At 71.0% G+C, this 26476-nt stretch carries 24 protein-coding genes; 15 read left to right on the plus strand and 9 right to left on the minus strand.

What is annotated here, in order from left to right:
* Nucleotides 1–46: 46 nt before the first annotated feature.
* Nucleotides 47–2125, plus strand: a complete 2079-nt coding sequence (locus tag ACTIE5_RS22140; RefSeq protein WP_439551892.1) for a methyl-accepting chemotaxis protein — start codon at nucleotides 47–49, stop codon at nucleotides 2123–2125.
* A gap of 121 nt (nucleotides 2126–2246) precedes the next feature.
* On the opposite strand, the gene nhaA is transcribed toward ACTIE5_RS22140, so the two are convergent.
* Nucleotides 2247–3443 (minus strand): Na+/H+ antiporter NhaA, encoded by a 1197-nt coding sequence (gene nhaA / locus ACTIE5_RS22145; RefSeq protein ID WP_439551893.1) that lies wholly within the window; start codon nucleotides 3441–3443, stop codon nucleotides 2247–2249.
* A 189-nt stretch (nucleotides 3444–3632) separates the two neighbouring features.
* On the opposite strand from nhaA, the gene ACTIE5_RS22150 reads away from it, so the two are divergent.
* Nucleotides 3633–4166 carry a DUF6653 family protein gene (locus ACTIE5_RS22150; RefSeq protein ID WP_439551894.1) on the plus strand — a complete coding sequence of 178 codons (534 nt, stop codon included), beginning with the start codon at nucleotides 3633–3635 and terminating at the stop codon, nucleotides 4164–4166.
* A 31-nt stretch (nucleotides 4167–4197) separates the two neighbouring features.
* Nucleotides 4198–6066 (plus strand): ABC transporter ATP-binding protein, encoded by a 1869-nt coding sequence (locus ACTIE5_RS22155; protein WP_439551895.1) that lies wholly within the window; start codon nucleotides 4198–4200, stop codon nucleotides 6064–6066.
* Between the two features lie 84 nt (nucleotides 6067–6150).
* Here the strand turns inward: ACTIE5_RS22155 and ACTIE5_RS22160 are convergent, their stop codons facing one another.
* Together ACTIE5_RS22160 and ACTIE5_RS22165 are read right to left on the minus strand one after the other, a co-directional pair.
* Nucleotides 6151–7239 (minus strand): site-specific DNA-methyltransferase, encoded by a 1089-nt coding sequence (locus ACTIE5_RS22160; RefSeq protein WP_439551896.1) that lies wholly within the window; start codon nucleotides 7237–7239, stop codon nucleotides 6151–6153.
* Between the two features lie 62 nt (nucleotides 7240–7301).
* Nucleotides 7302–7937 carry a ribonuclease HII gene (locus ACTIE5_RS22165; protein WP_439551897.1) on the minus strand — a complete coding sequence of 212 codons (636 nt, stop codon included), beginning with the start codon at nucleotides 7935–7937 and terminating at the stop codon, nucleotides 7302–7304.
* A gap of 79 nt (nucleotides 7938–8016) precedes the next feature.
* Here ACTIE5_RS22165 and ACTIE5_RS22170 point away from each other — a divergent pair, with 79 nt between their 5' ends.
* Nucleotides 8017–8526 (plus strand): cupin domain-containing protein, encoded by a 510-nt coding sequence (locus tag ACTIE5_RS22170; protein WP_439551898.1) that lies wholly within the window; start codon nucleotides 8017–8019, stop codon nucleotides 8524–8526.
* Between the two features lie 268 nt (nucleotides 8527–8794).
* Here the strand turns inward: ACTIE5_RS22170 and ACTIE5_RS22175 are convergent, their stop codons facing one another.
* Both ACTIE5_RS22175 and ACTIE5_RS22180 read right to left on the minus strand, forming a co-directional pair.
* A complete protein-coding gene (locus ACTIE5_RS22175; protein ID WP_439551899.1) occupies nucleotides 8795–9160 on the minus strand; it encodes a hypothetical protein in 366 nt (121 codons plus the stop codon).
* Nucleotides 9161–9195: 35 nt separating this feature from the next.
* Nucleotides 9196–9621 (minus strand): hypothetical protein, encoded by a 426-nt coding sequence (locus ACTIE5_RS22180; protein WP_439551900.1) that lies wholly within the window; start codon nucleotides 9619–9621, stop codon nucleotides 9196–9198.
* A gap of 119 nt (nucleotides 9622–9740) precedes the next feature.
* Here ACTIE5_RS22180 and ACTIE5_RS22185 point away from each other — a divergent pair, with 119 nt between their 5' ends.
* Nucleotides 9741–12068, plus strand: coding sequence for a xanthine dehydrogenase family protein molybdopterin-binding subunit (locus tag ACTIE5_RS22185; protein WP_439551901.1), 2328 nt, complete (start codon nucleotides 9741–9743; stop codon nucleotides 12066–12068).
* A gap of 63 nt (nucleotides 12069–12131) precedes the next feature.
* On the opposite strand, the gene ACTIE5_RS22190 is transcribed toward ACTIE5_RS22185, so the two are convergent.
* Nucleotides 12132–13697, minus strand: a complete 1566-nt coding sequence (locus tag ACTIE5_RS22190) for a sulfatase-like hydrolase/transferase (protein WP_439551902.1) — start codon at nucleotides 13695–13697, stop codon at nucleotides 12132–12134.
* A 93-nt stretch (nucleotides 13698–13790) separates the two neighbouring features.
* Nucleotides 13791–14909, minus strand: coding sequence for a branched-chain amino acid ABC transporter substrate-binding protein (locus ACTIE5_RS22195; RefSeq protein ID WP_439551903.1), 1119 nt, complete (start codon nucleotides 14907–14909; stop codon nucleotides 13791–13793).
* A 171-nt stretch (nucleotides 14910–15080) separates the two neighbouring features.
* Here ACTIE5_RS22195 and ACTIE5_RS22200 point away from each other — a divergent pair, with 171 nt between their 5' ends.
* The gene (locus tag ACTIE5_RS22200; protein WP_439551904.1) at nucleotides 15081–15575 is read left to right on the plus strand and encodes a hypothetical protein; all 495 of its coding nucleotides are present in this window, start codon (nucleotides 15081–15083) and stop codon (nucleotides 15573–15575) included.
* Nucleotides 15576–15759: 184 nt separating this feature from the next.
* On the opposite strand, the gene ACTIE5_RS22205 is transcribed toward ACTIE5_RS22200, so the two are convergent.
* Nucleotides 15760–16092, minus strand: a complete 333-nt coding sequence (locus tag ACTIE5_RS22205) for a 4a-hydroxytetrahydrobiopterin dehydratase (RefSeq protein WP_439551905.1) — start codon at nucleotides 16090–16092, stop codon at nucleotides 15760–15762.
* Between the two features lie 53 nt (nucleotides 16093–16145).
* Here ACTIE5_RS22205 and ACTIE5_RS22210 point away from each other — a divergent pair, with 53 nt between their 5' ends.
* The 9 genes from ACTIE5_RS22210 (at nucleotide 16146) to ACTIE5_RS22250 (ending at nucleotide 25546) form a co-directional block, all read left to right on the plus strand.
* Nucleotides 16146–16541 (plus strand): metallopeptidase family protein, encoded by a 396-nt coding sequence (locus ACTIE5_RS22210; RefSeq protein ID WP_439551906.1) that lies wholly within the window; start codon nucleotides 16146–16148, stop codon nucleotides 16539–16541.
* A gap of 219 nt (nucleotides 16542–16760) precedes the next feature.
* On the plus strand, nucleotides 16761–18452 hold the full coding sequence (gene fliF / locus ACTIE5_RS22215) for a flagellar basal-body MS-ring/collar protein FliF (protein ID WP_439551907.1): 1692 nt from the start codon (nucleotides 16761–16763) through the stop codon (nucleotides 18450–18452).
* The gene (gene fliG, locus ACTIE5_RS22220; RefSeq protein WP_439551908.1) at nucleotides 18449–19447 is read left to right on the plus strand and encodes a flagellar motor switch protein FliG; all 999 of its coding nucleotides are present in this window, start codon (nucleotides 18449–18451) and stop codon (nucleotides 19445–19447) included. The genes fliF and fliG overlap by 4 nt, the downstream gene beginning before the upstream one ends.
* On the plus strand, nucleotides 19447–20070 hold the full coding sequence (locus tag ACTIE5_RS22225; RefSeq protein WP_439551909.1) for a hypothetical protein: 624 nt from the start codon (nucleotides 19447–19449) through the stop codon (nucleotides 20068–20070). Before fliG ends, ACTIE5_RS22225 begins: the two co-directional genes overlap by 1 nt.
* A complete protein-coding gene (fliN, locus tag ACTIE5_RS22230; protein ID WP_439551910.1) occupies nucleotides 20067–20390 on the plus strand; it encodes a flagellar motor switch protein FliN in 324 nt (107 codons plus the stop codon). Before ACTIE5_RS22225 ends, fliN begins: the two co-directional genes overlap by 4 nt.
* 4 nt (nucleotides 20391–20394) lie before the next feature.
* A complete protein-coding gene (locus ACTIE5_RS22235; protein WP_439551911.1) occupies nucleotides 20395–21783 on the plus strand; it encodes a sigma 54-interacting transcriptional regulator in 1389 nt (462 codons plus the stop codon).
* A gap of 3 nt (nucleotides 21784–21786) precedes the next feature.
* Complete coding sequence (gene flhA, locus ACTIE5_RS22240; protein ID WP_439551912.1) at nucleotides 21787–23886, plus strand: flagellar biosynthesis protein FlhA; 2100 nt, start codon at nucleotides 21787–21789, stop codon at nucleotides 23884–23886.
* Entirely contained in the window at nucleotides 23883–24785 is a 903-nt protein-coding gene (locus ACTIE5_RS22245; RefSeq protein ID WP_439551913.1) for a hypothetical protein, read from the plus strand. The genes flhA and ACTIE5_RS22245 overlap by 4 nt, the downstream gene beginning before the upstream one ends.
* Nucleotides 24782–25546 carry a nucleotide-binding protein gene (locus tag ACTIE5_RS22250; protein WP_439551914.1) on the plus strand — a complete coding sequence of 255 codons (765 nt, stop codon included), beginning with the start codon at nucleotides 24782–24784 and terminating at the stop codon, nucleotides 25544–25546. Before ACTIE5_RS22245 ends, ACTIE5_RS22250 begins: the two co-directional genes overlap by 4 nt.
* A 6-nt stretch (nucleotides 25547–25552) precedes the next feature.
* On the opposite strand, the gene ACTIE5_RS22255 is transcribed toward ACTIE5_RS22250, so the two are convergent.
* Nucleotides 25553–26440 carry a polysaccharide deacetylase family protein gene (locus tag ACTIE5_RS22255; RefSeq protein WP_439551915.1) on the minus strand — a complete coding sequence of 296 codons (888 nt, stop codon included), beginning with the start codon at nucleotides 26438–26440 and terminating at the stop codon, nucleotides 25553–25555.
* Nucleotides 26441–26476 lie beyond the last annotated feature (36 nt).

Here is a 26476-nt window from a genome sequence, read left to right on the forward strand (position 1 = left end):
TGGCGCCGGGGTTAAGAAGGCTGCCTCGGTCGCCAACGGATACCCCATGCGCATCAAGGTCCTCTTCTCGCTCGTCATGCTCGGGATCGCCGGCCTCGGCGGCGGCATCGCCACCATCGCCGGGCTGGAGCAGTGGCGGACCAGCCGCGCCGCCGCCGATGCCGTCCGCACCACCGAAGCCGCCGCCACCCTGCTGCGCCTGACGGAGCGCCTGGTGATCGAGCGCGGCAACTACGTCATCCGCATGAATGCCTCCGGCGCCGCGGAGGCCGACACGATCGGCCGCCTGACCGTGATCAAGGCCGATACCGATGCGGCGCTGGCGACCACCATCGCCAGCCTGCGCGCCTCCGCCTCCGGTCGTGACCACGCCGAGAGGCTGCAGGCCGCGATCCCCACCCTCACTTCGTTGCGCCAGGCCATGGACCCGGCGGCGGTGCTGCCGCTGGCGCAGCGGGACCCCGCCATCCGCACCCGCCCGCAGGCGGTCTATGACCAGATGCTGGGCCACGTCACCGCCGCCCTCAACGACAGCCACCGCGCCCTGACCCGCACCGATGGCCCACTCGGCGACCTCATGCTGGTCGCGCGCCTCACCTGGGATCTGCGCGACCAGGCCAGCCGCCGCATCGTCGCCATCGCCACCGCCCTGAACAGCAACCGCGCCATGACGCCGGCGGAACTCGACACCGCCGCCGTCGCCTCCCGCCTCGTGGACGCGACCTGGGCGCGGGTGAAGATGGTAGCAGGGCTGATCGACGACACGCCCCGCCTCGCCGCCGCCATCACGGAGGTCGAGGCCCGCTATTTCGGCGACATCACGCGCCAGACCCAGGCGCTGATCGATGCCGGCCGCGCCGGCCCCACCTACCCCATGACCAGCCCCGCCTTCACCGCCTTCGCCACCCCCGGCCTGCAGATCCTGCTGCAGGTGCGCGACGCCGCGCTGGCGGAGGCCTCCGCCCAGGCCGCCGCGACGGAGGCCCGCGCCAACACGCTGCTCGCCCTCGTCCTCGGCGTCGCCTTCGCCGTCGGCCTGGTGCTGGCCGCGCTCGGCTGGCTGATGGTGCGCCGCGTGGTGGTGCCGGTGGTGCGCCTGACCGCCGTGGTGCAGCGCCTGGCGCAGGGGGAGAACGACATCGCCGTCCCCGACCAGGCGCGCGCGGATGAGATCGGCGCCATGGCCGATGCGGTGGAGGTGCTGCGCCGCAACGCGCTCGAAGCCGTCCGCGTCGCCGCGGAGGCCGCCGCCGAACAGCAGGCCAAGGCCGCCCGCGCCGACGCCACCGCCGCCCTGGTCCGGCGGTTCGAGGCCGAGGTGGCCGATGTGCTGGGCGCCGTCGCCGGCGCCGCCGCGCCGCTCGATGCCACCGCGGGACGAATGAGCGACGCTGCCTCCGGCGCCCGCGCCCAGGCCGATGCCATGACCCGCGCCGTGGACACCACCGCCAGCCACACCCAGACCGTCGCCAATTCGGCGGAGGAACTGGCCGCCTCCATCGCGGAGGTCGCCCAGCAGGTCACGCAATCCGCCAGGCTCGCCCAGCAGGCCTCCCGCGACGCGCAGGAAAGCAACCAGGCGGTCGCGGGCCTGGCCGATGTCGCCAGCCGCATCGGCGACGTGATCGGCCTGATCAACTCCATCGCCGGCCAGACCAACCTGCTCGCGCTCAACGCCACGATCGAGGCCGCGCGCGCCGGCGATGCCGGCAAGGGCTTCGCCGTGGTGGCCGGGGAGGTGAAGGCCCTGGCCGCCCAGACCGCGACGGCGACGGAACAGATCAGCACCCAGATCGCCGCCATGCAGGCGGAAACCAGCCGCGCCGTCGGCGCCATCCGCGGCATCGGCAAGACGATCGAGGAACTCTCCTCCATCGCGACGCAGGTCGCCGCTGCGGCCGAGGAGCAATCCGCCGCCACCCAGGAAATCGGCCGCGCCATCGCGGAAACCGCCGCCAGCACGCAGGAACTCACCAGCCAGACCGCCCAGGCGCGGGACGGCGCGGAAGCGTCCTACGCCGCCAGCGCGGGGCTGCGCGACGCCTCCGCCGGCCTGTCCCGCCAGGCCGATGTGCTGCGCGCCAAGGTCGATGGCTTCCTGGCGGAAATCCGCCAGGCGGCGTGAGGCGCCACCACGCCGCAAGCGCGCCGGGGCGGAGCTACCCCCCGCGCGCCCGCCGGGGCGCGACTATGCCCCGCGCGCCCGCCGGGGCGCGACTATGCCCCGCGCGCCCGCCGGGGCGCGACTATGCCCCGCGCGCCCGCCGGGGCGCGACGCGCAGCACCAGCCAGCCGAGCAGCCCGGCCATCAGCGACCCCAGCAGGATGCCGATCTTCACGCCATCCTGCAGCGCCGGATTGCCGGGGAAGGCCAGCATCCCGATGAAGAGGCTCATCGTGAAGCCGATGCCGCACAGCAGCGCGACACCCGCCATCTGAACCCAGTTCGCCCCCGCCGGCAGCGTCGCCAGCCCGAGGCGAATGGCGATCACCGAGGCGCCCAGCACGCCCACCACCTTGCCCACCACCAGGCCCAGCGAGACGCCGAGCGTCAGCGGCTCCGTCAGCACCCCCCAGCCGAGGCCCGTCAGCGCCACGCCCGCATTGGCGAAGCCGAAGATGGGCACGATGGCGAAGGCCACGGCATGGTGCAGCCCGTGTTCCAGCCGATGCAGCGGTGACGCCGCCATGTCGTCCTTCGCCCCAGGCTTGATGTGCAGCGGGATCGTCAGCGCCAGCAGAACGCCCGCGATGGTCGCGTGCACGCCGGACCGCAGCACGAAGAACCACAGCAGCGCCCCCAGCAGCAGATAGGGCAGCAGCCGCATCACCCCCATCCGGTTCATCACCGCCAGCGCGGCCAGCACCACCGCCGCCAGGCCAAGGTCCATCAGCGACAGCGACGCGGTGTAGAACAGGGCGATGATCGTCACCGCGCCCATGTCATCCAGGATCGCCAGCGCCGCCAGGAACACCTTGAGCGAAGCTGGCACCCGGTTCCCCAGCAGCGACAGCACGCCGAGCGCGAAGGCGATGTCGGTCGCCGCCGGAATCGCCCAGCCCGCCAGCAGCAGCGGGTCGTTCCAGGTGAAGGCCAGGTAGATCGCCGCCGGCACCGCCATGCCGCCGATCGCGCCGAGCCCAGGCAGCGCGCGGCGGGACCAGGTGGCGAGCTGCCCGTCCAGCATCTCCCGCTTGATCTCGAGGCCCACGAACAGGAAGAAAACCGCCATCAGCCCGTCATTGATCCAATGCAGCAGGCTCAGCGGGCCGACATAGGTCTTCAGCGCGCCGAGATAGGCCGGCGCCAGCGCCGAATTGGCCACCACCAGCGCCAGCGCGGCCGCGGCCATCAGCACCAGCCCGCCGGAGGCCTCGCTATCCAGGAACCGGCGGAACATGGAATGGGGCCGGCCGGCACGGTGCGTCTGGCGTTCAGCCATGATCGGGCGTCTCCTGTCGGATGGGATGGGCGCTCTATGACTATTTGGTAAGACTCGGGCAATACTTTCCGGTCCGGGCGGTCCCGGCCTCCCGCCAGCCGCCAACCCCTTGGATCGCGGCAATAAACAACGGCCAGGCGGCGCCCGACGCCCCTTCCCTCGCCTCGGCCGCCTTCTCACATCGGCGCCATGACGCTGGAAGCCCGGATCGCCCGCGCCCACCGCATGGATGACGCCGCCTGGGCCCGCCATGCGAATCCCTGGAGTGTCTGGACCCGCATCCCCATCCTGCCCGCTTTGGCGCTGGTGGCCTGGGCGCGGGTCTGGATCGGCTGGGGGGCGCTGCTGCCGGTGGCCCTGCTGCTGGCCTGGACCTGGGCGAACCCCCGCGCCTTCGCGCCCCCCGCGAATACGGACAACTGGGCATCCCGCGCCGTGCTCGGCGAAAGGCTGTGGCTGGCGCGGCGGGACCATCCGGTGCCGGCCCATCACCGGACGCTTCCGGTGGTCCTCAACGCGATGGCGGCGCTGGGCGGGCTGGCGCTGGGCTGGGGGCTGGTGGTGCTGGATGGCGTGCTGGCGCTGGCGGGGCTCGCCGTCGCGATCGGGGCCAAGATGTGGTTCCTGGACCGCATGGTATGGCTGACGCACGCCATGCGGGACGATCCGCGCCTGCGCGGCTGGATGGCCCCGGGCCGGGGCGTTCCGCCGCCATCTTGTTGACGGGCGCGCCGCTTCGGCGCGTTCTGCCGCCATGCTCCCCTTCCGCCTGTTCGAACGTGCCATCGACCCCGTCGCGCCCCCGGGCACCCCCGCGGCCCGCTGGCTCGGCGTCCCGGTGCCGGAGGAACCGCCGCCGCGCTCCCTCCTCGGCTTCTACTGGTACTTTGCCCGCCAGGCGCGGGCGCTGTTTCTTCTGTTGTTCGGCGCCGGCCTCACCGTCGCGCTGCTGGACCTGCTGATCCCGGTCTTTGTCGGCCGTGTCATCGGCCTGTTGGAGGAACACGGCCCCGCGCGCATCTGGGCCGATGCGGGCTGGACGCTGGCGGCCATGGCGGCCGTGATCCTGATCTGCCGCCCCATCGCCATCCTGGCGCAGAACCTCGTCACCCAGCAGGCCATCATCCCCGCCGTGACCGGCATGATCCGCTGGCAGAGCCACTGGCAGGTGATCCGCCAGGGCTGGTCCTTCTTCCAGGAGGATTTCGCCGGCCGCATCGCCAACCGCGTGATGCAGGGCGGCCCGGCGCTGCGGGAAAGCGTTGTCCAGTCCGTCAACGCCGTCTGGTACATCCTGGTCTATGGCACCGGCGCGGTGCTGGTGCTGGCCTCCACCGATTGGCGGCTGGCGATCCCCATCCTGGTGTGGTTCGTGATGTATGCCACGCTGCTGCGCCTGATCGTGCCGCGGATGCGCGACCGCGCGCGGAAGGCCAGCGAGGCACGGTCCCTGCTGACCGGCCGCGTGGTGGACAGCTACACCAACATCGTCACCGTGAAGCTCTTCGCCCGCGCCGCGCAGGAGGATGCCTGGGTGCGGGAAGCTGTGCAGGGGCTGAACGAGCGTTTCGCCGCGCAGACGCGCCTCGTCACCCTCAACGGCCTGCTTCTTTCCACTCTCAATGCCTCCATGCTGACGGCCACGGCGGGCCTCGCCATCTGGCTGTGGTCGAAGGGCGACATTCCGCTGGCGATGGTGGCGGCAGCCCTGCCCATGGCCTGGCAGATCGCCAACATCTCCGGCTGGGTCGCCTTCAACGTCGCCGGCATCTTCGAGAATATCGGCACGGTCCAGGAAGCCATGGGCAGCATCGCCGTGCCCCCGACGGCCCCGGACCCGCCCGGCGCCCAGGCCCTGTCGGTGCCGAAGGGCGAGATCCGCTTCGACCAAATCCGCTTCGCCTATGGCCGCGATTCCGGCGTGCTGCAGGGCTTTGACCTGACCGTAGCGCCGGGGGAGCGCGTCGGCCTGGTCGGCCATTCCGGCGCGGGCAAGACCACCGCCATCAACCTGCTGCTGCGTTTCTTCACGCCGGAGGAAGGCCGCATCCTGGTCGATGGCCAGGACATCGCCGCCGTCACGCAGGAAAGCCTTCGCGGCGCCATCGGCGTGGTCACCCAGGACACCGCGCTGCTGCATCGCTCCATCCTGGAGAACATCCGCTACGGCCGCCCCGATGCGACGCTGGCGGAGGTGGAGGAAGCCGCCCGCCGCGCCGAAGCGCATGGCTTCATCACCGATCTATCGGATTGGCGCGGCCGCAGCGGCTTCGAAGCGCATGTCGGCGAACGCGGCGTGAAACTCTCCGGCGGCCAGCGCCAGCGCATCGCCATCGCCCGCGTGCTGCTGAAGGACGCGCCGATCCTGGTACTGGATGAGGCGACGAGCGCCCTCGATTCCGAAGTGGAGGCCGCGATCCAGGAAAGCCTGGAACGGCTGATGGCCGGCAAGACGGTGATCGCGGTGGCGCACCGGCTTTCGACGCTGGCGCGGATGGACCGGCTGGTGGTGCTGTCCCAGGGGCGCGTGGCGGAAGAAGGGACGCACGCCGAATTGCTGGCGCGGGATGGGGTCTATGCGAAGCTGTGGAAGCGGCAGTCCGGCGGGTTCATCGGGGAGTAGTCGCGCCTGCCCCCCACCCCGACCCTCCCCCGCAAGCGCGGGGGTGGGTCGGGGTGGGGGATGGCGCAACTCGACCCAACCCGCTCACAGCCCCTGCGTCGCGATCTCCGTCCTGATCTCATCGATCAGCCGCAGCCGCCCGTCCCGCCCCTCGATATGCCAGAAGGTCCAGCCATTGCAGGACGGCGCCTGCTGCAATTCCGCGCCCACCTTGTGGATGGACCCCGTCGCCGCCCCGCAGCGCAGCGTGCCATCGGCGCCGACCACGGCGCGCCAGCGCTTGTGCCGATCCGTCAGCGTGGTCCCCGCCGGCACCAGGCCGCGTTCCACCAGCAGCCCGAAGGCCACGCGCGGCTGTTCCCGCTTGTTCGGCAGCGCGAGTGCCGCGCTTTCCGGCATCGCCTCGACCGCCTCGATCCGCGCCCGCGCGGCGGCGGCATAGCCCTCGTCCCGCTCGATGCCGATGAAGCGCCGACCGAGCCGCTTGGCCACCGCCGCCGTGGTCCCGGTGCCGAGGAAGGGGTCCAGCACGACCTCCCCCGGCTGGGTGCAGGAAACGAGCACGCGGTGCAGCAGCGCTTCCGGCTTCTGGGTCGGGTGCAGCTTCTTGCCGTCCTCGCCCCGCAGCCGTTCCGCGCCCGTGCACAGCGGGAAATACCAGTCGCTCCGCATCTGCACGTCGTCGTTCAGCGACTTCATGGCGGCGTAGTTGAAGCGGTAGCGGGATTCGGCGCCGCGGGCGGCCCAGATCAGCGTCTCATGCGCATTGGTGAAGCGCCGGCCGCGGAAATTCGGCATCGGGTTCGCCTTGCGCCAGATGACGTCGTTCAGCAGCCAGAAGCCGAGGTCCTGCATGGCGGTGCCGAGGCGGAACACGTTGTGGTAGCTGCCCACCACCCAGAGCGTGCCGTCCTTGCGCAGCACGCGCCGGCATTCCGTCAGCCATTCCCGCGTGAAGGCGTCATAGGCCGCGAAATCACTGAACTGGTCCCACGCATCGTCCACGCCATCGACGATGCTGTCATCCGGGCGCCGCAGCTCCCCCCGCAATTGCAGGTTATAGGGCGGGTCCGCAAAGACGGCGTGCACCGAGGCCGGCGGCAGGCGCCGCAGCATCGCGATGCAGTCGCCGACCATCACCTCATCCAGCGGCAGGTCGAGACCGGTACCCATCGTTACGCCAGCAACCCCACTGCGAATCGAGCCCCCACCATGCGCGGCGCCGAGTCGCGCCGTCAACCGACCGGCGCCACAAGCTGCAGCGAAGCCTGGTCAACCGGTGCAAATCCCCGCCGGTGGTGGCGCGTGGGACCCACTTCCGCCAGCCGCGCCCGGTGCGCGACCGTCGGATAGCCCTGGTTGCGGGCAAAACCCCAACCGGGGTGGCGCCGATCGAGCCGCGCCATCGCCCGGTCCCGTGTGACCTTCGCCAGGATGGATGCGGCGGCGATGGACAGGCTCACCCCATCCCCCCCCACCACGCAGCGCACGGGGCAGGGCAAGGGCGGCGCCATGTGCCCATCCACCAGCGCCAGGTCCGGCACCACAAGCAGCCTGGCCAGCGCCCGCGCCATGGCCAGGTGGCTGGCGCGGAGGATGTTGATCCGCCCGATCTCCGCGACGGAGGCGCCGGCAATGGCGAAGACGACCTCCCCCCGGGCGGCGGCGGCCAGGAGCGCGGCGAAGGCGGCATCGCGCCGCGCGGCGGTCAGCTTCTTGCTGTCATCCAGCAGGGCGGCCAGCGCGGGGGCGGGCGCCGCCAGGAAGACCACGGCCGCCGCCAGCACCGGCCCGGCCAGCGGCCCGCGGCCGACCTCGTCCAGCCCCGCGACCAGGCCCCCCGCTTCCGATTCCAGCGCAAAATCCGGCATGGCCCCGTGATACCGCCCCCGGCAACCCCGCGCCATCGCGCCGCGTTCGCGCCTCGAAGACGGCAAGGGATCGAGAGCGATGGACAAGCGCAGCCTGCGGCTGGCGGCGGAGAGCGTGCAGCCCGCGCCCTTCGTCATCCCCGGCGCCACCGGCGGCATCTTCCGCATCCAGATCCTGAACGAGGATGCCGGCCGCGGCGTCGTCACCAGCATCGTCCACATCCCCCCCGGCGGCGTCATCCCCGCCCATTGCCACCGCGCGGGGGCGGAGATGCACTACCTGCTGGAAGGCGACCTGACCGATGGCGGGGAAGCCCTGCCCATCGGCGGCTTCACCACCCAGGCCGCCGGCGTGGTGCATGGCCCGCATGAAAGCCGCGGCGGCGCCCGGGTGCTGACGGTGCAGAGCTGGCAATCCGCCGATGGAGATTTCGATTTCGAGCCCGCCGCCGAGGCGACGGAGGCAACCCCCACCGGAGAGCTTCAGGACGGTCGCCTGCCATCGCCCGGGACGCAGAAGGTGGATGAGGGTGCGCAGGAGCAAGCGCGAGAGGAAGCGGCCTCCCCGGAAGGCAAGGGCTACAGCTGACCCTCCCGAAATCGCTGGATTCTGGACGATATTCCCTTTATGTTCCCATCATCATCGGCCCGAGCCATGCCTGATGCGGCCCAGGGTGACTGGTCGGGGTGGCCAGTCGGGGTCGGGCGGCGGGCTCGCCGCGAAAACGGTGCTAAAAGTGCTAAAACGGCTAAATCCATAGTATTTTTGAGGGCCGCGCCCTGGGCGGGCACAGGCCGGCACCCCCCTCCGAAAACGGTGCCAAACGCGGCTGAACCCGCAGAATTCCTGGACAAAGCTAGCCCGACCGCCGTTCCGCCATGCGCAGCGCGGCCGTGAGGCGGGAGAAGGCGTACCAGAAAGCCCCGTGCCCCGGCGCCCCCTGCCCAGGCACGGCCTCCGGCCCCGCCGGATCGCCCCGCCTCAGCACGGTGAGGCGCGCCTCGTAGCGGCCGCGCATGTTTTCCAGGAAGGCGCCGGTCGCGGCCATGTACTGTTCCAGCATCTCGGCGGCGATCTCGATCTCCGCCTGCGGCCGCCCATGCAGCGTCAGCGCCTTCAGGGACCGGCTGTCGGTGGCCAGCTGGATGTGCAGGCGGTGAAGCTCCGCCAGGTGCCGGGCGATGGCCTGCCGCAGCTCCTTCGCTGTGTCGGTCTCGGTCATGCAGGAAGGCTGCGCCGGCAGGCATGAAAGCGGCGTTAAGAACCGCCCGTACCGGTATCGGCGCCGGCCAGGGAAGGCAGGGTGGCCAGCGCCTCCCCGGCCGCGGCGCGGGCGGCGGCGAGGTCGGCGCCTTCCTCCCGCACCATCGCCATGGCTTCCGAAACCTCCTTCACCGCGGTCTGCCAGGACGCGCCCCGGCGGGCATCGGCGGGCAGGCGGAGCATGGCGCGCTCCACCTCGTTCAGCGCCTGGCGGAGGCGCGATGTGCCGGCGGAGGGTGTGATGCCCCCCTCCTCCAGCCGCTTCAGCACGTCCCGCAGCCCGTCCTCGGCGTCCCGCAGGGTGCGCATCGCCTCCACCGTCGCACCGCTGGTGGCCGCGGGGGGGCTGGGCGGTGCCTGGGCAAAAGCTTGTGACAGGGAGAGGGCGGCAAGCAGGGCAAGCGCAATCGGTCGGTGCATGGGGTGCACTCCTTCCGCCCTCCGAACGCCGCGCCACCCCGCCGGTTGCCCGCCCCCCTTTTCGTCCACCCCAAAGATCGCAGATGATGGGGGCAGAGAAGATCTGGGGAACGAGAGCCATGGCGAAGTTCGGATTGAGCCAATCGGTGCGGCGCGTGGAGGACCCCCGCCTGCTGACGGGGCGCGGCCGCTACACCGACGACATCGCCATGCCCGGTGAGGCCGTGGGCGCCGTGCTCCGCAGCCCGCACGCCCATGCGAGGATTACCGGCATCGATACCAGCGCCGCCAAGGCCGTGCCGGGCGTGCTGGCGGTGATCACGGGCGCCGACCTGCAGGCGGCGGGCCTGGGCGAGGTGCCCTGCATCATCCCGCTGAAGAACAAGGACGGCACGCCGCGCGCCAACACGCCGCGCCTGGCGCTGGCCACCGACACGGTCCGCCATGTCGGCGACCCCGTCGCCTTCATCGTGGCCGAGACCGCCCAGGCGGCGCGCGACGGCGCGGAAGCGGTGATGGTGGACTATGATGTCCTGCCCGCGGCGACGGACCTCGCCACCGCCTGGCAGGCCGGGCAGCCGCAGGTCTGGGAGGGTGCCGCCAGCAACGTCGCCTTCGATTGGGAAGCCGGCGACAAGGCCAAGACGGAAGCTGCCTTCGCCCGCGCCGCCCATGTCACGCGGCTGACGGTGGTGAACAACCGCGTCGTCGTCGCCAGCATGGAAACCCGCGCCGCCGTCGCCGCCTGGGAAGGCGACAAGCTGACGCTGCACACCAACACCCAAGGCTCCTGGCTGGTGAAGAACCTGCTGGCGGGCAATGTCTTCAACATCCCGCCGGACAATGTCCGCGTCATCACCCCCGATGTCGGCGGCGGCTTCGGGATGAAGCTGTATCTCTACGCCGAACACGTGCTGGTGGCCTTCGCCGCGAAGCAGGTCGGCCGCCCCGTGAAGTGGACCAGCGAACGGTCGGAAGCCTTCCAGTCCGACACCCATGGCCGCGACAACATCACCCTCGGTGAACTCGCCACCGACGCCAACGGCAAGTTCCTGGCGCTGCGCACGCGCAACTACGCGAATATGGGTGCCTATCTCAGCACCTTCGCGCCCTTCATCCCGACCGGTGCCGGCACCAAGGTCCTCGCCAGCGTCTACGGCTTCGAAGCCATCTACGCGAATGTGATCGGCGTGCTGACCAACACCGTGCCCGTCGATGCCTATCGCGGCGCCGGAAGGCCGGAGAGCAACTACCTGGTCGAGCGCATGATCGACGCTGCCGCGGCCGAACTGAAGATCGACCGGATCGAGCTGCGCCGGCGCAACATGGTGACGCAGGCCGCGATGCCCTTCGTCTCCGCCATGGGCCAGCGCTACGACAGCGGCGATTTTCTCCAGCTGATGGACAGCGCGCTCGCCAAGATCGACTGGGCCGGGTTCCCGGCGCGACGTGCCGAAGCCGAGAAGCGCGGCAAGCGCCGCGGCATCGGCCTGGCCTACTACCTGGAAGCCACCGGCGGCGGCCCGACGGAGAACGCGAAGGTCGTCTTCGCTGATGACGGCTACGTCGATGTCTATGTCGGCACGCAATCCACCGGCCAGGGGCATGAAACCGCCTACGCCATGCTCACGCAGCATGAGCTCGGCGTGCCCATGGAGAAGATCCGCATCCAGCAGGGGGACAGCGAAACCCTGCCCTCCGGCGGCGGCACCGGCGGCGCGCGCAGCCTCTATTCCGAGGGGCAGGCGATCCTCGTCACCACCGCCTCGGTGGTCGAGAAGGGCAAGCAGGCTGCGGCGGAGCATCTGGAAACTTCCGTCGCCGACATCGAATTCACGCCGGCTGCCGGCCGCTTCGATGTCGCGGGCACGGACAGGGGCGTCGGCGTCCTGGAACTCGCCGCCATCCAGCGGAAGCGCGTGGCGGCGGGGCAGTCCACGCTGCTGCTCGACGCCATGGAGACCGCGAAGATCGAGGCCCATACCTTCCCCAATGGCTGCCATGTGGCGGAGGTGGAGGTGGACCCGGAGACCGGCATCGTCTCCGTCCCCCGCTATATCGTGGTGGACGATGTCGGCCACGCGCTGAACCCGCTGATCGTGCGCGGCCAGGTGCATGGCGGCGTGGCGCAGGGCCTCGGCCAGGCGCTGCATGAGCGCACGGCCTATGACAATGCCAGCGGCCAGCTGCTCTCGGCGTCCTTCATGGACTACACGCTGCCGCGCGCCGATGACCTGCCGGACATCGACGTCGATCTGATCGAGGTGACGTGCGAGACCAACCCGCTCGGCGTGAAAGGCGCGGGTGAGGCCGGTGCCGTGGGCTCTCCGCCCGCTGCGATGAACGCACTGGTGGATGCGCTGACGCCTGTCGGCATCACGCATATGGACATGCCCGCCACGCCGGAGACGGTGTGGAAGGCGATCGAGGCGGCGAAGGCGGCCTGACGACGGTCCAGGGGCGGTTCGCCCCTGGCGGATGGGGTCCGGGGAAGGCAGCGCCTTCCCCGTTCACCACTCCCCGTAGAAGACGCCCGCCGCCTTGTGACGGTCGGTGCGCAACTCCGCCTCCGCCCAGGTCAGCGTCGTGCGGCGCTTCAGCCGCGTGAACCATTCCAGCAGCTTCTCCCGCGCCGCCTGGCGCACGCCTTCCAGCGCAGGATCGGCGCCGAGGTCGTGGAACTCCTCCGGGTCCGCCTGAAGGTCGAAGAGCTGCGGCCGGTGCCCGCTGGTCCAGTGCACGTATTTCCACCGCGCATCCCGCAGCATCCACGCATGATGCTGCCCCGTGGGATGGCCGAGCCGCCGCCGCGCACCGCGGAAAGTCCAGTCCAGCTCGCTGACCACCGCATCCCGCCAGGGGGTCGCGACACCACGCGTCAACGGCAGCAGCGACCGGCCCTCCACCCGATGCTCTGCCGCCGGAAGCCCCAGCGCGTCGAGGATGGTGGGCACCACATCGATCGCCTCCACGAAGCGGTCATCGACCGTGCCGCGCGTGGCATCCGCGTCCGCCGAGGGATCGAACAGCAGGAAGGGAACCCGCTGGACGCAGTCGTGGAACAGCTCCTTCTCGCCGAGCCAATGGTCGCCGAGATAGTCCCCGTGGTCGGAGCAGAAGACCACCATCGTGTCGCGCCAGCGCCCCAGCCGCTCCATCGCCTCCCACACCCGGCCGAGATGGTCGTCGAGTTGCGTGATCAGCCCCTGATAGGCGGGGCGGACGGTGGTGATGCAGTCATCGTTCTGGAAGCTCTCGCTCACTTCCTCCCGCTGCCATTCCCGCAGCAGCGGATGCGCGCCCGCCTCGCGCTCCGCGGGGTGGCGTGACACCGGCAGGCATTGGTTGGGCGAATACATGGCGTGGTAGGGCGCGGGCGCGATGTAGCGCCAGTGCGGCTTCACATAGGACAAATGCAGCACCCAAGGGTCATCGCCCTGGCGGTCCATGAAGCCGATGGCCTGGTCGGTGGTGTAGGCGGTCTCGCTATGCTCCTCCCTCACGCGGGCGGGCAGGCGGGCATTGCGCATCTTCCAGCCGCTGCGGATCTGGCCTTCCTCATCCTCCACGGCGATCACGTAGTCGGTCCAGGGATCGGCGCTGTCATAGCCCTTCGCGCGCAGCCAATCGGCATAGGCGCTGTCTGGCTCGGCGTGGTGGCCATCATGGCGGTCCACCAGGGTGAACCATCCCTCCTTCAGCAGTGCCGCCAGATCGTGCTGGCCGTCCAGCTGCAGGCGCTTCATGCCATGCGCATCCGGCAGCATGTGGGTCTTGCCCGCCAGCGCCAGCGTCCTTCCGGCCTCCCGCAGATGCCAGCCCAGCGTCACCTCCCCGACCGACAGCGGCACGCGGTTATGCGTGGCGCCGTGGGAGGAGACGTAGCGGCCGGTGTAGTAGGACATGCGCGAAGGGCCGCAGATGCCGGATTGCACATAGGCCTGCGCGAAGCGCACGCCCCGCGCGGCCAGCGCATCGATGTGGGGTGTGCGCAGGAAGGGATGCCCGGCGCAGCCCAGGTGGTCCCAGCGCAGCTGGTCCACCATGATGAAGAGCACGTTGTGGATCGCGGTCATCGGTCCTGCCCGGAAAGCGTCCGGGCAAGGCTAGGCCAGGCAGCCTCGGTTCAGAAGGGGCGGCAGACCGGATCGTCACCGCCCCCCCTCAGGTCAGATCTCCGCGTAGCTGCCGTTGCGCCAGACGTAGAAGACGTAGTCAGGCACGGTCACGTCGCCCTTGGCGTCGAAGCCGATATCGCCCAGCACCGTCTGCCAGGGGCCGCCCGACTTCAGCAGGGCCGCGATGCGGCGCGGATCCACGCCGTTGTTGCGCGTGGCCGCCGCGGCCCAGATCTGGATGGCAGCATAGGTGTAGAGGACATAGCCCTCCGGATCGATGTTCCGGGCGCGGAAGGCCTGCACGACGGATGCCGCCGTCGGGCGCTTGCGCGGGTCGCTGCTGAAGGTCATCAGCGTGCCCTCGCCAGCCGCGCCGGTGATCTGCCAGAACTCGTTCGTCACCAGCGCATCGCCGCCGATCAGCGTGATGTTCAGCCCCCGCTCCTTCGCCTGGCGCAGGATGAGGCCCGATTCGGTGTGGTAGCCGCCGACATACACCACCTGGACGTTCGCCTGCTGGAGGCGGGAGACGATGGCGGAATAGTCACGCTCCCCGGGCGTATAGGCGCTGAACAGGGCCTCCGTGACGCCGGCGCCGTTCAGCGCCTTCTTCGTCTCCTCCGCCAGGCCACGGCCATAGGCGGAATTGTCGTGCAGGATGGCGATGCGCTGGCCGCGCATGTTCTGCGCCATGTAGCGCCCGGCCACCTGGCCCTGCTGATCATCCCGCCCGCAGACGCGGAAGGTGTTCCAGCCGCCCTCATCCGTGAAGCGGGGATTGGTGGAGGCCGGGCTGATCTGCAGCACGCCTTCCTCCGCATAGACCTTGCTGGCCGGGATCGAACTGCCGGAGCAGAAATGCCCCGCCACCAGCGCCACGCGGCGCGACGACAGTTGGTTGGCGACGGAGACCGCCTGGCGCGGGTCGCAGGCATCGTCACCCACTTCAAGTGCGAGCTGCCGGCCCAGCACCCCGCCCGCGGCGTTGATGTCGGCGACCGCCTGTTCGGCACCGGCGCGCATCTGGCCGCCGAAGGCCGCGTATTGGCCCGTCATCGGCCCCGCCGTGGCAATGCGGATCGGGCCCGACTGGGCGATCGCGCCGCCCGCCCCCGCCAAGAATGCCGGCGCGGCCAGCGCGCCGCCCAGCATCGTCCTGCGCTTCAGCATCCCGTCTCTCCCTCACATGGCCGGCGCCGCCGGCGCGAAACAACAACCTAGGTCAGCAGCAAGGAGGAAGGCCAGCACCCATCGCAGCCCCGGCGCAACACCCTCGTGCCCCTTGGCGCAACCGTGCGACAGCCACGGCGTTGCCGCCCCGTATCGCCGGAGGGAAGCGCCATGCGGGATACCGGCGGCTGGCGGCCCGATCTTCGGGGTATGGATGGCGACATGCCGTTCCAGCGCCCTGTCCGGCGCATGCAGCGGATTGCCTGGCTGCTGATGCCGGCTGTCCTGGCCCTGTTACTGGCGGGCGCCTTTGGCCGTGGCGGCAGGCTGGCGGCGGCGGAGCGCAACCAGGGCGGCGTCACGGTGGAATGGGCGCGCATCCAGCGGCTTGGCGCCCCGATCCCCCTGCGCGTGACGCTGCCGCCGGGCGACGGCGCCATCCGGCTGGACAGTGGCTTCCTGCGATCCTGGCGGCTGGGGGAGGTAACGCCCCAGCCCCGTGCCATCCAGGCCGGCCCCGATGGCGCGAGGCTGCTGCCCGCTGCCACCGATGCCGGCGCCACCGTGGTGATGGAGGCCGAGCCGCGGGGCTGGCCGGGCCCGAGGCGGCTTCGGATTCGCGCCGGTGGCCAGGATTTCGACCTTCCCGTGCTTGTCTGGCCGTGATGAAGGGCCTGCCCCTGTCGGCGGCCGGTTGATGGACAGCGTGCTGCGCACCGCCGCGCTCTGCCTGGCCCTGCTGCAGGTAGGGGGGGAGGCCACGCAGCAGGCGTTCAGGCCGCGCGGGAACGCCAGGGCATCACGAGGGTGGCGGAGATCCGCTGTGCGGTGCCGGAGGCGGATGGGATGATCACGGTGATCCCGCACTGGCCTCGTGACCGGACGGCGGCGTGACCAGCGCATCGATCGCGGTGGCCAGGGCGATGTCGCGGTCGGACAGCCCGCCGGCGTCATGCGTGGTCAGCAGGATGTCCACGCGGTTCCACACATTGCTCCATTCGGGGTGGTGGTCCTGCTTCTCCGCCAGCAGGGCGACGCGGGCCATGAAGCCCCAGGCCTCGTTGAAGTCGCGGAAGCGGAAGCGGCGGGTGATGGCGTCACGGCCTTCCGCCATCCGCCAGGCCGGCAACCGGTCGGGCAGGGAAGCACGGGCTTCGGCATCCAGGGGAAGGGGCTGGGGCATCGGTGGCTCCTGGTTCTGCTTGACGTGGAAGGCGCGGCGGGCTGCAAGGCGGCATGACCCGAATCAGCCACCCGCCGACCATCGAAGACATCGTGGAGATGGCCGAACAGGCGTTTTCCGCCATCCCCAAGGAACTGCGCGACCTCGTCCGCGGTGCCGCCATCATGGTGGAGGACGTGGCGGATGAGGAGACCGCGGCGGAGGTGGGCCTGGAGAGTCCCTGGGCACTGACCGGCCTCTACCGCGGCACGCCGATGACGCAGAAGAGCGTCTTCGACACGCCGTCGGAGCCCGACAGCATCACGCTGTACCGGGAACCGATCCTGCTGGAATGGGTGGAGACCGGGGAGGATCTGTTCCGCCTCGTCCGCAACGTGCTGATCCATGAGATCGCGCATCATTTCGGCTTCTCCGACGACGATATCGACCGCCTGGAAGGCGGCGACTGATTCTTCCTCGCGCGAAGGCTGAGGCTGCCCGCGAACCGGCTTTCTCATCTTTCGGCGGATCGCCGCCCCGGCATTAACCGCGTCGTTACCCGCTACCCGGCAGAACCTGCCCAGCCGACATGGTCGGCATGGGGATGGCAGGATGTCTCGCTGGGGTTCGGGTGCAGGATGCGCCGGGCAGGGCTTCGCGGCCCGGGATGATGCACCGCGGGGCGGCGCATGGGGGGGCTGATCGAACAGCTCCGTGCGCTGGGCACGCTACGCCTGGCGGCCATGGCGGGTGTCGGCCTGGCGGTGCTGGGCCTGGTGGCCTGGCTGGCGCTGCGGGCGGCGGAACCGCCGATGGCGCTGCTCTACGGGGACCTCGACCCGCGCGATGCCGGGCAGGTGGTGCAGGCGCTGGACCGCGCGCGCATTCCCTACCGCCTGGCCGCCGGCGGTGCGCAGGTGATGGTCGCGGAAGCCGATGTGCCGCGCGTGCGCCTGATGCTGGCGCGCGATGGCCTGCCGGCGGGCGGGTCGGTCGGCTATGAGATCTTCGACCGTGGCGAGAGCCTGACCACCACCCCCTTCCAGCAGGACATCAACCGCGTCCGCGCCCTGGAAGGCGAATTGTCCCGCACCATCCGCGGCCTGTCCGGCGTGCGCACCGCGCGCGTCCACCTGGTGCTGCCGCGGCGGGAGCCTTTCTCCCGCGAAAGGGGCGAAGCGCAGGCCAGCGTCGTCATCGCCATGCAGGGCGCGCAGCGGCTGGACCGCGAAGGCGTGCAGGCGGTGCTGCACCTCGTCGCCGCCGCGGTCCCCGGGCTGCGGCCGCAGAACGTCTCCATCGTGGACAGCCGGGGTGAGCTGATGGCCCGCGGCGGCCAGGCGCTGACCGGCCCCGCCGCCGCCCAGACCGGGGAGGAGTTGCGCCGCGCCGCCGAACAGCGCCTGGCGCGCGGGGTGGAGGACCTGCTGGAGCGCACGCTGGGCCCAGGCCGCGTGCGGGCGGAAGCCTCGGTCGAGATGGATTTCGACCGCGTGCAGACCACCGAGGAACGCTTCGACCCCGAGAACCAGGTGCCGCGCAGCACCCAATCCAACAGCGAGAGCAGCCGGAGCGGCGAAGCCGGCAACGTCTCCGTCGCCAACCAGCTGCCGGGTGCGGAATCGCAGGGCGGCGGCAGCCAGACGCAATCCTCCCGGTCCGAGGAAACGACGAATTTCGAGATAGGCCGCACCACGCGCAACACGCTGCGCGAACAGCCGGCGCTACGGCGCCTGTCGGTGGCAGTGCTGGTGGACGGGGTGTGGGAGCCGCAGGCGAACGGCCCGCCGCAGTTCCGCGAACGATCGGCGGAGGAATTGCAGCGCATCGCGTCCCTCGTGCGCTCCGCCGTCGGCTTCAACGAACAGCGCGGCGACCGCGTGGACGTGGTCAATCTCCGCTTCGCGGAACCGCCGCCGCTGGATGCGCTGCAGGAAGGGTTCACCATCCTCGGCCAGACCATCCCGCCGGCGCTGCTGGGGCGGCTGACGGAAACCGCCATCCTGGCGCTGGTGGCCCTGGCCGCGATCCTGCTGGTGGGCCGCCCGATGGCGACCCGCCTGACGGTGGCGCTGATGCCCCAGCCCGCGCTGGCCGGCGCCGGGGCAGGCGGCGACGCCGCCGCCGCGATCGGTCCGGACGGCGCGCCGATCGCGCTGCCCGCCGGGGCCGCCGCCACGGCGCCGGATGGCACGCCGCTGCTGCCTGGCCAGGCCGCCAAGCCCGGGGAGCCGGATGCGGAGGGCATGGTGGATGTGGCGCGGATCGAGGGGCAGATGCGCGCCTCCGCCCTCGCCGCGCTCGCGCAGCTTGTCGACCAGAACACTGATGCCAGCGTGCAGGTGATCCGCCGCTGGCTGGCGCCGGAGGATGCATCGTGAGTGGGTTCCTGACCGGGCCGCAGAAGGCCGCGACCCTGATGCTGGCGCTGGGGGAGGAGCAGGCGGCCAAGATCTTCGGCCGGCTGCATGAGGATGAGATCCGCGACCTGTCCCTGGCCATGGCAGCCCTCGGCAATGTGGGGGCGGAGGCGGTGGAGGAGGTGGTGCGGGAATTCCGCACCCAGCTCGGCCAGGCCGGGCACCTCGTCGGCTCCTACGAAAGCACCGAACGCCTGCTGCTGAAGACGCTGCCGAAGGAGCGCGTCATGCAGATCATGGAGGAGATCCGCGGTCCCGCGGGCCGCACCATGTGGGACAAGCTGGGCAATGTGAACGAGGCGGTTCTCGCGAACTACCTCAAGAACGAGTACCCGCAGACCGTCTCCGTCGTGCTGTCCAAGGTGCGGCCGGACCATGCCGCGCGCGTGCTGGCGTTGCTGCCCGAAGGCTTCGCCATGGAAGTGGTGATGCGCATGCTGCGGATGGAGACGGTGCAGAAGGAAGCACTGGAAGGCGTGGAGCGCACGCTGCGCATGGAATTCATGTCCAACCTGGCGCGCGGTTCGCGCCGGGATGCGCATGAAGTCATGGCCGAGATCTTCAACAACCTCGACCGTGCCGCGGAAGGGCGCATCCTGTCGGCGCTGGAGGAACGGTCGCGCGAGAGTGCCGAGAAGATCCGCGCGCTGATGTTCACCTTCGACGACCTCCAGCGCCTCGACCAGCAGGGCATCCAGGCACTGCTGCGCTCCGTGCCGAAGGACAAGCTGACGCTGGCGCTGAAGGGCGCGTCGGAGACGCTGCGGGACATGTTCTTCCGCAACCTCTCCGAACGTGCCTCCAAGCTGCTGAAGGACGATCTCGCGGCGCTTGGCCCCGTCAAGCTTCGCGACGTGGATGACGCGCAGGCCTCGATCGTCGCCATGGCGAAGGACCTGGCGGCGCAGGGCCAGATCCAGATCGCCGACGGGCGCGATGACGAGATGGTGGCCTGATGCTGGCGCTTCGCCTGCCGGACCTGTCGAAGCCGCCGCCACCGCCGGCGCCGCCGCCCCCACCGCCGCCGCCCGATCCGGCGCTGGTGGAGGCGATCCGCACGGAGGCGGAGGAGGCGGGCCGCGCAATCGGCCACGCGGAAGGGCTGGCGGAAGGCCGCGCGATGCAGGCGGCCGCGCAGGAAGCCGCGATGCAGCGGGCGCTGGAAGCGGTGGCGCGCGCGATGGAGGCGGCGGCGGAGGCAGGGCGCAACGTCGCGGAGGAATCGGCGGCGGCGCTGGCCTCGCTGCTCGCGCGCATGCTCGACCATGTGCTGCCCGGCGCCTGCGAACGCGCGGGCCCCGACATCGTCGCGCGGCTGGTCGTGCCGCTGCTGCCCGCCATCGCGGATCGGCCGGAAGCGGTGCTGCATGTGGCGCCCGCGCTGGTCGATCCGATCGCCGCGCGGATGCCGCCCGGCGGGCCCGAGGTGGTGGCGGATGCGGCCGTGGCGCCGGGCGATGCGCGCCTGGCATGGCGGGATGGCGCGCAGCTGGTGGAACTGGCGATGCGGCGAGCAGCGGTGGTGGATGCGCTGCGCGCGGCAGGGGTGTGGGACGATGAGCAGGGAGAGAGCGCATGAGCGCCGATGATGGCTTCGAGGCCGTGCCCGCGACCGAGGCGCAGCAGGGCGCGTCGAATGTCGGTGGCCCGCGCGACCTGGACGCGGTGTACGACATCCCCGTGCAGGTCAGCGCCGTGCTCGGCCGCGCCACCATGCAGGTGTCGCAGCTGCTGAAGCTCGGCCGCGGCGCGGTGGTGGAGCTGGACCGCAAACTCGGTGAGGCCGTGGACATCTACGTCAACAACCGCCTGGTCGCGCGCGGGGAAGTCGTGATGGTCGATGACAATCGGCTGGGCGTGACGATGACAGAAATCGTCAAGTCCGACCGGGGCGGCTGAGACCATGGCCAGGCTGCTGATCGTCGGCTCCCTGGAAGGGGAGCTCGGTTCCGCCGCCCGCGTCGCCATCGCGCGCGGCGCCAAGCTTGGCCATGCCGAGGGTGTCGCGGCAGGGCTGGAGCGGCTGCGGGCGGAGGGTGCCGACCTCGCGCTGGTCGATCTGCGGCATGACGTGGCCTGGCTGGTCCAGGCGATGGCGGCGGAACGCATCGCCTGCCCGGTGGTGGCCTGCGGGCGCGCCGAGGATGGCGATGCGGCGGTGCGCGCGATCGAGGCCGGCGCGCGGGACTTCCTGCCGCTGCCGCCGGATGCGGACCTCATCATCGCGATGCTCCAGGCCGCTGGCGCGGCGCCGTCGCGGGACGGGCCCATCGCGCGCGACCCGGCGATGACCACGCTGCTGGCGCGCGTCGCGCAGGTGGCGCGGGCGGAGGCTTCCGTGCTGCTGACAGGCGAATCCGGCACCGGCAAGGAGGTTCTGGCGCGGCACCTGCACGCGATCTCGAAGCGCGCGCGTGGGCCCTTCGTGGCGCTGAACTGCGCCGCCCTGCCGGAGACGCTGCTGGAGAGCGAGCTGTTCGGGCATGAGAAGGGCGCCTTCAGCGGCGCCGTCGCGATGCGCAAGGGCAAGTTCGAACAGGCCGAAGGCGGCACGCTGCTGCTGGACGAGATCGGGGAGATGGACCCGCGCCTGCAGGCCAAGATTTTACGAGTCATCCAGGAAAGGGAGGTGGACCGGCTGGGTGGTGGCGCGCCCATCAAGGTTGATGTGCGGTTGCTGGCGGCGACCCATCGCGACCTGGCGCAGGAAGTGGCGAGGGGACGGTTCCGGGAGGACCTTTTCTTCCGCCTCAACGTCATCGCGCTGCGCATCCCGCCGCTGCGCGAAAGGCCCGCGGATATCCTGCCTTTGGCCGAGCATTTCGCCCTGCACTACGCCCGCGCCAATGGCCTGCCGGAACGCGGCCTTTCGCTGGTCGCGCGCCAGGCGCTGCTATCCCACCCCTGGCACGGCAATGTGCGGGAGCTGGAGAACACCATCCACCGCGCCGTGCTGCTGGCGGAGGGGCATGAGATCGCGCCGGAGGCGATCGAGCTGACGCAGCGCGCGGTGATGGAGGCCACGCCGGTCCCGGCTTCGCCCAACGCGCCACCCCCGACGCCGCCCACCAACCGCGTGGCCGCGCTGGTGGGGCGGAAGATGGAGGAAGTGGAGCGCGACCTGATCCTGGAGACGCTGTCCCATTGCCTCGGCAACCGGACGCGGGCGGCGGAGATCCTCGGCATCTCCATCCGCACGCTGCGCAACAAGCTGCAGGATTACCGCGCGGCGGGGATACCGGTGCCGGCGGCACCCGGGCAGATGACGCCGCCGCTGCCGGTCGCGGTCTGACCCTTGGCCGGCATCACGCTGCCTTCCTGGTTGGGGCGTGCGCGGCCTTCGGGCGATATCGCGCTGGGCCTTGGCGTCGTCATGCTGGTGGCGGTGCTGGTGGTGCCGCTGCCGACCTGGCTGCTGGATGCGGGGCTTGCCGTCTCCATCACGGCCTCGGTCCTCGTCCTCATGGTCGCGCTGTTCATGAACCGGCCGCTGGACTTCACCAGCTTCCCGACCGTGCTGCTGCTGACCACGCTGCTGCGCCTGTCGCTGAACGTCGCCACCACGCGCGCGATCCTGACGCACGGCCATGAAGGGCCGCAGGCCGCGGGACATGTCGTCTCCGCCTTCGGCGGCTTCCTGATGGGCGGCGACGTGCTGGTCGGCCTGATCGTCTTCGCCATCCTGCTGATCGTGAATTTCGTCGTCGTCACCAAGGGTTCCGGCCGCATCGCGGAAGTGGCCGCGCGCTTCAGCCTGGATGCCATGCCAGGCAAGCAGATGGCGATCGATGCGGATCTGTCCGCCGGCGTGATCACGGAGGAACAGGCCCGGCTGCGGCGGAAGGAGCTGGAGGAGGAGAGCGGCTTCTACGGCGCCATGGATGGTGCCGCGAAATTCGTTCGCGGTGACGCCATCGCGGGCCTCATCACCACGCTCATCAACCTGCTGGCCGGCATCGCCATCGGCACGCTGCGCCAGGGGCTGCCCTTCGGGGAAGCGGTGACGACCTTCTCCGTCCTCACGGTCGGCGATGGACTGGTGGGGCAGATCCCGTCGCTGCTGGTCTCCATCGCGGCGGGCATCGTCGTCACCAAGGGTGGCGTGGAAGGCCGTGCCGACCAGGCGCTGGCGCTGCAGTTGGGCGGCGCCAAGCCGATGGCCATGGCGGGCGGCGCGGCGGTGCTGATGGGGCTGATGCCGGGCATGCCGCTGCTGCCCTTCCTGGCGCTGGCTGGCGCGGCGGCCTGGGGCGCGCGGGTGCAATACATGGCGGAGCGCGCGGCCGATGCGAAGGCCAATGCGCCGCCGCCCCCGCCGGGGGAACCGCCGGCCAGCGATGCGCTGAAGATGGATTTGCTGCGGCTAGAACTGGGCTACGGCCTGCTGTCGCTGGCGGCCGGGGACGCGCCGCGGCTGTCGGAACAGATCCGCACGCTGCGCAAGACCACGGCGCAGGAACTGGGTTTCGTGCTGCCCAGCGTCCGCATCCAGGACAATCTGCAACTGCCCCCCGATACCTATGTGATCCGGGTGAAGGAGATCGAGGCCGGGCGCGGCGCGCTGAAGCCGCCGCTGCACCTGGCGATCGATCCTTCCGGCAACCCCCCCGCGCTGCCCGGCGAACGCGTGCAGGAACCCACATTCGGTCTTCCTGCTGCCTGGATCGAGGAGATGCGGCGGGAGGAAGCACTCGCCATGGGCTGCACCGTGGTCGATGCCGCCGGCGTGCTGGCCACGCACCTGACCGAGGTGACGCGCGAGAATATGGCGGAGATGCTGTCCTTCGCGGAGACGCAGAAGCTGATCGACGATCTTGCCGTGGAGCACAAGCGCCTGGTCTCCGACCTCATCCCCGGCCAGGCCAGCCTCGGCACCGTGCAGCGCGTGCTGCAGGCGCTGCTGGCGGAACGCGTCTCCATCCGCGACCTACCGACGATCCTGGAGGGGATGCAGGAAGCGGTGGCGGGCGGGGCGCGCAGCCTCGGCCCCATGCTGGCGATGGTGCGCACCCGACTGGCGCGGCAGATCAGCGACGCGGCGCGCGGACCGCAGGGCTACATCCCGATCATCGCGCTGGCGAATGAATGGGAACAGGCCTTCCAGGAGGCGCTGATCGGCCCCGGGGAGGAGAAGCAGCTGGCCATGGCGCCCTCGAAGCTGTCCGCCTTCATGGGCGCGCTGCGATCCGCCTTCGATTCGGCGAGCAATGCGGGTGAACCGGCCGTGCTGGTATGTTCCGGCACCATCCGCGCGCATGTCCGCGCCGTGGTGGAACGCTTCCGGCCCTCCACCAGCGTGCTGGCACACACGGAAATCCATGCCCGCGCGCGCATCCGCACCATCGGCACGGTGCAGGCCATGGGGCAGGGCACCCAGGCCACGGTGCAGGCATGAGGATGCGCGTGATCCGCGCCGCGCGGATGTCGGATGCCATGGCGCAGCTGCGCGCGGAGATGGGGGAGGATGCCGTCCTGCTCTCCACCCGTCGCGTGAATGGCGGCGTGGAGATCACCGCGGCGCAGGAACAGGATGACGAGCCGCTGGTGATCCCGCCGGAGGCCGCGGCGCCATCCCGCGCCATCCCCGCCGAACTCGCGCGCCACAATGTCCCGGCGGAACTGGCGGCACGGCTGGCCGAGGGGCGGCTCGCGGGCGCGCTGGCGCAGGTGCTGTCCTTCGCGCCCCTGCCCCGGGGAACGGAGGGGCCGCTGTTCCTCGTCGGTCCCCCCGGCGCGGGCAAGACGCTCAGCGTGGCCAAGCTGGCGACCAGGCTGGTGATGGCGGGCACGGCGCCCCTGCTGGTGACGGCGGATGGAAGGCGCGCCGGCGCCACGGAACAGATCGCCGCCTATGCCCGCGTCCTCGGCCTGCCGCTGGCGGTGGCGAGTGGCCCGGCGGCGCTGGGCAAGGCGCTGGGGCGGCGGGCGGAGGGCCAGGTCGCGCTGGTGGACATGCCGGGCTGCGACCCCTTCAGCCCGGCTTCCGCCCGTGGCCTGGCCGCGCTGCTGGCGGCCGCGCAGGGGACGCCGGTGCTGGTGCTGCCCGCCGGGATGGATGCGGATGAAGCGGCGGAAACCGCCCATGCCTTCCGGCTGCTGGGCTGCCGGCACCTGCTGCCCACGCGCCTCGATGCCGCGCGGCGGCTGGGTGGCGTGCTGGCGGCGGCGGCGGCGGGGCTGGCGCTGACGGAGGCCGGCATCGGGCAGGATGCCGTGGGGGGGCTGGAACCCCTGACGCCGGAACGACTTGCCGCGCGCCTCGGCGCGCCGGCCAACAGGGAGATCGCGCCATGAGTGCGGCGCTGGAAACGCAGCCGGGACAGGTGCCGGGGCGGGTGATCGCCATCGCCTCCGGCAAGGGGGGCGTGGGCAAGACCTGGCTGTCGATCACCCTGGCGCAGGCACTGGCGCAGGCGGGGCGGCGGGTGGTGCTGATTGATGCCGATCTCGGGCTCGCGAATGTGGATGTGCAACTCGGTCTGAAGGCGGGGACGGATCTCGGCCGCGTGCTGGCGGGTACGGCGCCGGAACAGGCGGTGATCCCGCTGCCCGCGGGCTTCCATCTGTTGCCCGGCCGGTCGGGGACCGGCGCCCTGGCGGGGCTGAGCGGCGCGGCGCTGGAGGCGGCGACCGCCCTGCCCCGGCGCCTGGCGGCGGGGTGGCAGGAGGTGGTGGTGGATATCGGCGCGGGGGTGGAGGCACCACAGCGCCGCCTGGCCGCCCGGGCCGACCTGCTGCTGCTGGTGGCGACGGAGGAGCCGACGAGCCTGACCGATGCCTATGCCGTGCTGAAGCTGCACGCGCAGGACGCACCCGGGGGCGATGCACGGCTGGTGGTGAACCTGGCCGCCAGCGCCGCAAGCGGCCAGGCCACCCATGCGACGCTCGATGCCGCGGCGCGGCGCTTCCTGGGCCGGGCCCTGCCGCTGGCCGGCATCATCCGGCGGGATTCGAAGGTGCCGGACTCGATCCGCCACCAGACGCCACTGCTGACGCGCCATCCCGGCAGCGCGGCAGCCAGGGACGTTGCGGCGCTGGCGCGGGCGTTGGGGTAGCGCGCGTCAGCGCGTGGCGGCGATGAACGCCTCCGCGATCGCATCCCGCCGGGCGACCCAGATGCGGTCGCCGAGCGAGGCGAGATGCGCCAGCACGCGGTCCATCGCGGGGAAGCGCCCGGGGCGGCCACTGATCCGCAGGTGGTAGCCGATGTTGAGCAGCCGCGGCTTGCCGGCCTCGGCCTCCGCCAGCAGCGTCTCCAGCGCATCCTCGACGTACTCCACCATCTCCTGCGCGCGGACGAAGCCGTTGGGGTGGAAGAACTTGCTGTCGTTGCTGTCCAGCGCATAGGGCAGCACCAGCAGCGACGGGTGCTGTGGGTCGCGATAGGGCAGGTCGTCGTCGAAGGCGTTGGAGGTGTAGAGGAAGCCGCGTTCCGCCAGCAGCGCGCGCGTCCAGACGCTTTCCGATCCCCGGCAGAAGAAGCCGCGCGGCGTCGCGCCGCAGGCATCGCGGATCACCCTCATGCAGCGGTCGAGGTCGCGCCCCTCCGCCTCCGCCGAGGCATAGTCGGAATGCGGACGCCACAGCCAGCCATGCACCGCGGCCTCATGCCCGCGCGTCGCGATGGCGGCGGCCAGGCTGGGGGATCGTTCGACGGCGCGGCCGCACATCAGGAAGGTCGCGGTGATGCCGTGCCGGTCGAGCCCATCCAGCATCCGCCACAGGCCGGCGCGCATGCCATAGGCGAAGATCTGTTCCTGCCCCATGTCGCGCGTGCCGGGGGCGACGACGCTCATGAACTCGCCCATCGGTTCGGATCGCGGGTCGCCGTCGCCGACCTGCTGTTCGGCCCCTTCCTCGAAATTCACGGCGACCGAGACGGCAAGCCGCGCGCCGTTGGGCCAGCGGAAATCCGGCCAGGTGCCGCCATAACCCACGAGATCGCGCATCGCCGTTCCTTTCCGGTTCCCGCCCGCGCGGGACCG

The organism is Falsiroseomonas sp. (assembly GCF_051859025.1).
Taxonomy (GTDB): domain Bacteria; phylum Pseudomonadota; class Alphaproteobacteria; order Acetobacterales; family Acetobacteraceae; genus Falsiroseomonas.

What these genes read in the sequence shown, in the direction of transcription:
- ACTIE5_RS22210 (WP_439551906.1), top strand. Translation starts at nt 16,146, where the DNA reads ATGACCCGAATCAGCCACCCGCCGACCATCGAAGACATCGTGGAGATG.
- ACTIE5_RS22155 (WP_439551895.1), top strand. Translation starts at nt 4,198, where the DNA reads ATGCTCCCCTTCCGCCTGTTCGAACGTGCCATCGACCCCGTCGCGCCC.
- ACTIE5_RS22225 (WP_439551909.1), top strand. Translation starts at nt 19,447, where the DNA reads ATGCTGGCGCTTCGCCTGCCGGACCTGTCGAAGCCGCCGCCACCGCCG.
- ACTIE5_RS22170 (WP_439551898.1), top strand. Translation starts at nt 8,017, where the DNA reads ATGGACAAGCGCAGCCTGCGGCTGGCGGCGGAGAGCGTGCAGCCCGCG.
- ACTIE5_RS22150 (WP_439551894.1), top strand. Translation starts at nt 3,633, where the DNA reads ATGACGCTGGAAGCCCGGATCGCCCGCGCCCACCGCATGGATGACGCC.
- ACTIE5_RS22245 (WP_439551913.1), top strand. Translation starts at nt 23,883, where the DNA reads ATGAGGATGCGCGTGATCCGCGCCGCGCGGATGTCGGATGCCATGGCG.
- ACTIE5_RS22175 (WP_439551899.1), bottom strand. Translation starts at nt 9,160, where the DNA reads ATGACCGAGACCGACACAGCGAAGGAGCTGCGGCAGGCCATCGCCCGG.
- fliF (WP_439551907.1), top strand. Translation starts at nt 16,761, where the DNA reads ATGGGGGGGCTGATCGAACAGCTCCGTGCGCTGGGCACGCTACGCCTG.
- ACTIE5_RS22255 (WP_439551915.1), bottom strand. Translation starts at nt 26,440, where the DNA reads ATGCGCGATCTCGTGGGTTATGGCGGCACCTGGCCGGATTTCCGCTGG.
- ACTIE5_RS22190 (WP_439551902.1), bottom strand. Translation starts at nt 13,697, where the DNA reads ATGACCGCGATCCACAACGTGCTCTTCATCATGGTGGACCAGCTGCGC.
- ACTIE5_RS22140 (WP_439551892.1), top strand. Translation starts at nt 47, where the DNA reads ATGCGCATCAAGGTCCTCTTCTCGCTCGTCATGCTCGGGATCGCCGGC.
- ACTIE5_RS22180 (WP_439551900.1), bottom strand. Translation starts at nt 9,621, where the DNA reads ATGCACCGACCGATTGCGCTTGCCCTGCTTGCCGCCCTCTCCCTGTCA.
- ACTIE5_RS22205 (WP_439551905.1), bottom strand. Translation starts at nt 16,092, where the DNA reads ATGCCCCAGCCCCTTCCCCTGGATGCCGAAGCCCGTGCTTCCCTGCCC.
- ACTIE5_RS22165 (WP_439551897.1), bottom strand. Translation starts at nt 7,937, where the DNA reads ATGCCGGATTTTGCGCTGGAATCGGAAGCGGGGGGCCTGGTCGCGGGG.
- ACTIE5_RS22185 (WP_439551901.1), top strand. Translation starts at nt 9,741, where the DNA reads ATGGCGAAGTTCGGATTGAGCCAATCGGTGCGGCGCGTGGAGGACCCC.
- ACTIE5_RS22250 (WP_439551914.1), top strand. Translation starts at nt 24,782, where the DNA reads ATGAGTGCGGCGCTGGAAACGCAGCCGGGACAGGTGCCGGGGCGGGTG.
- ACTIE5_RS22195 (WP_439551903.1), bottom strand. Translation starts at nt 14,909, where the DNA reads ATGCTGAAGCGCAGGACGATGCTGGGCGGCGCGCTGGCCGCGCCGGCA.
- fliN (WP_439551910.1), top strand. Translation starts at nt 20,067, where the DNA reads ATGAGCGCCGATGATGGCTTCGAGGCCGTGCCCGCGACCGAGGCGCAG.
- nhaA (WP_439551893.1), bottom strand. Translation starts at nt 3,443, where the DNA reads ATGGCTGAACGCCAGACGCACCGTGCCGGCCGGCCCCATTCCATGTTC.
- ACTIE5_RS22200 (WP_439551904.1), top strand. Translation starts at nt 15,081, where the DNA reads ATGCGGGATACCGGCGGCTGGCGGCCCGATCTTCGGGGTATGGATGGC.
- ACTIE5_RS22160 (WP_439551896.1), bottom strand. Translation starts at nt 7,239, where the DNA reads ATGGGTACCGGTCTCGACCTGCCGCTGGATGAGGTGATGGTCGGCGAC.
- ACTIE5_RS22235 (WP_439551911.1), top strand. Translation starts at nt 20,395, where the DNA reads ATGGCCAGGCTGCTGATCGTCGGCTCCCTGGAAGGGGAGCTCGGTTCC.